This is a genomic window from Shimia sp., from assembly GCF_041624275.1.
Taxonomy (GTDB): domain Bacteria; phylum Pseudomonadota; class Alphaproteobacteria; order Rhodobacterales; family Rhodobacteraceae; genus Shimia.
Genome location: NZ_JBFJVE010000293.1, coordinates 1 through 2347, shown reverse-complemented (window position 1 = coordinate 2347; position 2347 = coordinate 1). Strand labels below are relative to the sequence as shown.

Sequence of the window (2347 nt, the reverse complement as noted above, 5' to 3'; positions counted from 1 at the left end):
CGCTGCATGTGGCGATGCAGACCCCTGGCGGCCCCGCGGTCTCGGCGGCGACGGTGAAGGCGTTCGAAGATGCGATCAAGACCCGGGCGCGGCAACTGCGCATCGCCGACGGCAAGCTCTGAGCCCGCTCCGCGCTCGCGGGCCCTGTCCGCCCCGGCCCTACCCGCTTTAGAAGGTGAAACGACCGGCCGGCATCGCCGCCAGCCGGTCGATCCATTGCAGTTGCTGCGGCAGGCAGACCGTCCGAAGGTCGTATTTCTCGCGCGCAAAGGCCCGCGCCGCCGCGCCAAGGGAGTCGGCCAGCGCCGGATCGTCGAGCACCCGGCAGATCTCGTCCAGCATCCGCGCGCGGTCGAAGAAGGGGAACAGGCGCCCGCTTTCCCCGTGCCGGATCGCCTCGTGCAACGGCGCGGTGTCGCTGGCGACGATCGCCGCGCCGCAGCTCATCGCTTCGATCAGCGACCAGCTGAGCACGAAGGGATAGGTCAGGTAGACGTGGCAGCGGCTGATCTGCAGCAGGCGGACGAAGGGGTCGTAGGGAATGCGCCCCAGAAAATGCACCCGCGTCCAGTCGGCATCGGGGATCTGCCCCCGCACCTCGTCTATATAGATCTGTTTCCAGGTCTTGCCCCGGGGGGGCCGGGCGCCATAGCTGACCTCGTCGCCGCCGACGATCAACACCTGCGCATCGGGGCGCCGTCGCAGCAGGTCGGGCAGCGCCCGCATGAACATGTGATAGCCGCGATAGGGTTCGAGATTGCGGTTGACGAAGGTGATGACCTCGTCGTCGCGGCTCAGAATGCGGCCATCGGGCAGGGCGTATTGCGCCCCTGGGTCGGGGCGCAGGGCCTCGGTGTCGATGCCGTCGTGAATCACGCTGATCCGCTGGCGCACCGCCTCGGGGAAGGTGGCGGCCTGAAACGCGGTCGGGCTGAGGCCCAGATCGCCGACCTCGGCATGCATAAGGTTGTTGAGGTTCTTCAGCCGCAGCCGGATCGGTTCGCGGTCGGCGGCGCGGTTGGGAAATTCGGGATCGAAGTCGACGTCGCCTTCGCGGGCCTTGTAATAGAGCTCGCAGTAAAGCCCGATCCGCGCCTCGGGCCAGAGATCGCGCAGGAACATCGACTCGCCCCAGCCGGGATGGGCGATGATCACATCGGGCGCATAGCCCTGTGCCTTGAGCCGGGCGGCGGCGGCATGGCAGGCCTCGGCGCGCAGCAGCTTGGTCTCGAAATCCACCAGCCAGGGGTGCAGGCCGGTGGCCGGCTTGCGGGTGATCGCATAGGGCAGCAGCCGCACCCCCTGCCAGCGCCCCGGCTTCTGCACCCGCAGGGTCAGCGCCGTGACCTGATGGCCCCGGCCGACCAGCGCCGGCGCCAGATGCTTGAACTGCCCCGGAAAATTCTGGTGGATGAATAGGATGTTCATGTCGGCGGCCTGCTCGGGTACGGCTTTTGCTCTGTATATCGCAAAATTGCAGCGCGCCTAGCACCGCATTTTTTCCGATTCGGCCCGCCTGCCCCTAGACCACGGGGCCTTGGGCGCATATCACCGCTGCCGACAGATGACTGAGTGAAAGGTGACATCCATGTCGCGCTATAGTGCTGCCGAGATCGAAGCCAAGTGGCAACAGGCCTGGGACAGGGCCGAGACCTTCAAAGCCGTCCGCGACCCGTCGAGGCCGAAATACTACGTGCTCGAGATGTTCCCCTATCCCTCGGGCAAGCTGCACATGGGGCATGTGCGCAACTACACGATGGGCGACGTGATCGCGCGTTACAAGATCTCGACCGGCCACAACGTGCTGCACCCGATGGGGTTCGACGCCTTCGGCATGCCGGCGGAAAACGCCGCGATGGCCTCGGGTGGCCACCCCAAGGACTGGACCTATTCCAACATCGACACCATGGTCGAGCAGATGAAACCGCTGGGCCTGTCGCTGGACTGGAGCCGCATGTTCGCCACCTGCGACACCGAGTATTACGGCCAGCAGCAGGCGCTGTTCCTCGACATGCTCGACAAGGATCTGGTCTATCGCAAGAACGCGGTGGTCAACTGGGATCCGGTCGACATGACCGTGCTGGCCAACGAACAGGTCGAAGGCGGGCGCGGCTGGCGCTCGGGCGCCCTGGTGGAACGGCGCGAGCTGACCCAGTGGTTCTTCAAGATCTCGGACATGTCCGAAGAGCTGCTCTCGGCGCTGGACACGCTGGACAACTGGCCCGCCAAGGTGCGGCTGATGCAGGAAAACTGGATCGGCAAGTCGCGCGGGTTGCAGTTCGGGTTCGAACGGGTGGACGGGGCCGAGCCGATCACCGTTTACACCACGCGGCCCGACACGCTGATG

General features: G+C 65.9%; 2 protein-coding genes and 1 pseudogene. 2 read left to right on the top strand and 1 reads right to left on the bottom strand.

Annotated elements, in window-relative coordinates:
• Positions 1-122: pseudogene (locus tag ABZD10_RS15295) on the top strand (DUF3576 domain-containing protein); the annotation flags it as partial.
• 46 nt (positions 123-168) lie between these two features.
• Here ABZD10_RS15295 and ABZD10_RS15290 read toward each other — a convergent pair.
• Positions 169-1428, bottom strand: coding sequence for a glycosyltransferase (locus ABZD10_RS15290; RefSeq protein WP_372887837.1), 1260 nt, complete (start codon positions 1426-1428; stop codon positions 169-171).
• Positions 1429-1588: 160 nt separating this feature from the next.
• On the opposite strand from ABZD10_RS15290, the gene ABZD10_RS15285 reads away from it, so the two are divergent.
• Positions 1589-2347 (top strand): class I tRNA ligase family protein (locus ABZD10_RS15285; RefSeq protein ID WP_372887835.1); only part of this gene is annotated, 759 nt, incomplete at its 3' end.

Bases quoted from the DNA above. Each gene is read 5' to 3' on its own strand.
- ABZD10_RS15290 (WP_372887837.1), bottom strand. From the start codon at position 1,428: ATGAACATCCTATTCATCCACCAGAATTTTCCGGGGCAGTTCAAGCAT.